General features: G+C 63.5%; 1 protein-coding gene. It reads right to left on the reverse strand.

Annotated elements, in window-relative coordinates; genetic code table 11:
- Positions 1-2,641 (reverse strand): FG-GAP-like repeat-containing protein (locus tag LHP98_RS19175; RefSeq protein WP_227254151.1); only part of this gene is annotated, 2,641 nt, incomplete at its 3' end.
- Between the last annotated feature and the right edge of the window lie 384 nt (positions 2,642-3,025).

The following is a 3,025-nucleotide window of genomic DNA, read 5'->3' on the forward strand; positions in this document are numbered from 1 at the left end:
ACTTCTGGGTCGAGACGCCGTCCACCGTCACCGCGGCGAAGGCATAGAGCTTGCGGCCGTCCGAGAAGGTGTCGTAGCGCAGCCAGTTCTGCGCGTCCTGCTCGGCCAGGAAGCCCTGGCCCTGGTACTTCGTCGCCGGCAGGCTGAGGAAGCGTGCCTCAAGCTGGAAATCATCGTCCGCGGTGGTCTGCATCGCCCGCGCCGCGGTGTTGGTGTTCCAGGCGTCATAGGTGCCGTCCGGGGTGACCAGCGCCAGCCAGGCTTCCTGACCTGCGGTCCCCAGCGAAGAGGAAACCCCCGCCGGCCCCTCGATCCGCCAGACCGGGTCAAGAACGCCACCGGAAAAATCGTCGGAAACCGGGGCGCCCACCGGGTTTGCGCCCGCGATGCTGACCGAGAAGGCGGCCGTTGATGCGGGCGCGATCCCATCGCTCAGCGACAGGACGAAGCTGTCACTGCCCTGTCCCGCGGCGGTCTGCTGATAGGACACCCGGCCGAGGTTGACGTCTTGCTGCGTGAAGGTGCCATTCGCACCCAGCACGATCCCGTCCAGCCGCAACTGACCCGCCGTCGGGGCAGTCACCACCCTGTAGACCAGCCCTGCGGCAGACTGATCGGCATCGACGGCCTGCAGTCTTGCCGTGTCGATGACCAGACTGGACCCAGCCTCGATGGCAAGCTGGTGGGCCTTTTGCTGGAACAGGATCGACACCTTGCCATCGGTCTTGCTGGCCCCCAGCACATCAATCAGGCCATCGCCATCCATGTCGGTCGCGATGGCGCCGTAGGCCCCGATGGCTTGACCATCGACGATGATCCGCGTGAAAGCGCCCGCACCGTCATTGCGGTAAAGCGCGATGGTGTTGTCATCGACACTGGCCGACAGGATGTCGATATCGCCATCGCCGTCGATGTCGCCGGTCGAGACGAACCGCGCCGCATTGGCATCGGCGGCGATCAGACGCTTGGTGAAGACGCCGCCGGAGTTGCTGTACCAGGCAATGCTGTTGTCCAACTGACTGGCCGCCACGACATCACGGTCGCCGTCGCCATCAATATCCGCAACCGTCGCAAAGTAGGCGCCATTCGCGGCGGCATCGATCACACGCCTGGAAAAGTTCTGGTCGCCGTCATTCTCGTACCAGGCAATCGTGTCATCGGCAAAACTTGCCGCAACGACATCAAGGTCGCCGTCTGCGTCCATGTCGAAGGCAACGGCGGACTTGGCAGCCAGCGCGGCGGCATTGATCAGGTGCGGCGTGAAGGACTGGGAACCGTTGTTCTCATACCAGGCGATGGTGTTCGAATCCTGCCCGGCGGTGATCAGATCAAGATCGCCGTCACCATCCATGTCCACCGCGAAGATGGAATGCGCACCATCCTGTGTCGCGATGAAGCGCTTGGTGAAGGTTCCGTCGCCGGCGTTTTCGTACCAGACATACTGGTCGGCCCGATAGCCGCCCACCAGCACATCCGTGTCGCCGTCAAGGTCGAGGTCCGCCAGCGACGCCGGATAGGCCGATTCCAGGGCGTTGTCGATCACCCGTCGGGTGAACCCGAAGTTGCCGTCATTCTCGAACCAGACCACCGAATCGTCCTGTTCGGAGGTGGCGACGATGTCGAGGTCGCCATCGAGGTCGAAGTCGGCCGCAAGGGCGATGTGCGTCAGCGGCATCGCGGTGCTGACCACGGTCTTGGAAAACGCGCTGGTGCCGGTGACAAGAACCGGCGCGGTGTTGTCGGGCTGCAACGACACCGTGGCCGTGGCGGTTGCCCCCAGTGCATCGGTCACCGTGTAGGCAAAGCTGTCCGGCCCGGTGTATCCGGCGTTGGCGGAATAGCTGAAGCTGCCATCCGCGTTCAACGTGACCGTCCCGTGCGCCGGGGAAGACCCGAGCGTGACGGCAAGCACCCCGCCCTCCGGGTCGCGGTCGTTTCTCAGCACACCGTCCTCTGCCGCAACACTGAGGGTTCCGTCCGATGCCAGTTGATAGCTGTCATCGGTCGACAGCGGCACGGCATTGGGTGGCACGATGGTGCCGTCCTCGTTCTGGATCGGGTCGGTGCCGGTCTCGAAATAGTCGACCAGCGCGGTGAAGCCGTTGGCGTTAGAGCTGTTCGAGGCGAAGACCCCGGTCGCGGTCACCGTCAGGGCATGGCTGAAGCTGCCCGCGGTGACCCAGGTCGCGCCGTCGGTGGAATATTTCATCGTCCAGACGTCGCCCACCCGCACCATCTGCAGATGCGGCGCCACGTTGCCGGGAATGGCGACCTTGAACTTCATCGTCGAGACGCCGTTCACCGTGACTGCGGCGAAGGCGAACAGCTTGCTGCCGTCGGAATAGGTGTCGTAGCGCACCCAGTTCTGCGCATCCTGCTCGGCCAGGAAGCCCTGGCCCTGGTATTTCGTTGCCGGCAGGCTGAGGAAGCGCGCCTCAAGCTGGAAATCATCGTCCGCGGTGGTCTGCATCGCCCGCGCCGCGGTGTTGGTGTTCCAGGCGTCATAGGTCCCGTCCGGGGTCACCAGCGCCAGCCAGGCGTCCTGACCTGTGACCCCCAGCGCCGAGGAAACCCCCAGCGGCCCCTCGATCCGCCAGACCGGGTCAAGAACGCCGCCAGAAAAATCGTCGGAAATGGTCATCGTTCAACTCTCATCTTCTCTTGAAACCTGGACCGGTCGGCCTAGACCGCCCGAACGTCATCAGAAAGTTCACTGGCGCAGATCATGTGGAACGGTTCAAATACCCGGGCGATACATGAAATATTACGCCATATTGCCGCCATAGTCCCGCAAAAACCGCACCCGCATAGGGCGAACCTGTGCCCCGAAACCCGGCTTTGGCAGGGTCGGCGGCGGGACTGTGGCACGTCGGGAAACACACTCCCGCCGCTCGATTCGGACCAGCTTGAGCACGCGTTCCGGGACGGTTGATTTGGTGTTTTGGTGGTCTTTTCCGTTGTTTGGTGATGCAGGGTTGGCACAAGTCTGGATTAAAGCGGGGTCTGGGCTGGGGGATCCGGGGGG

Source organism: Rhodobacter sp. Har01, from assembly GCF_020564565.1.
Taxonomy (GTDB): Bacteria; Pseudomonadota; Alphaproteobacteria; order Rhodobacterales; family Rhodobacteraceae; genus Pseudogemmobacter.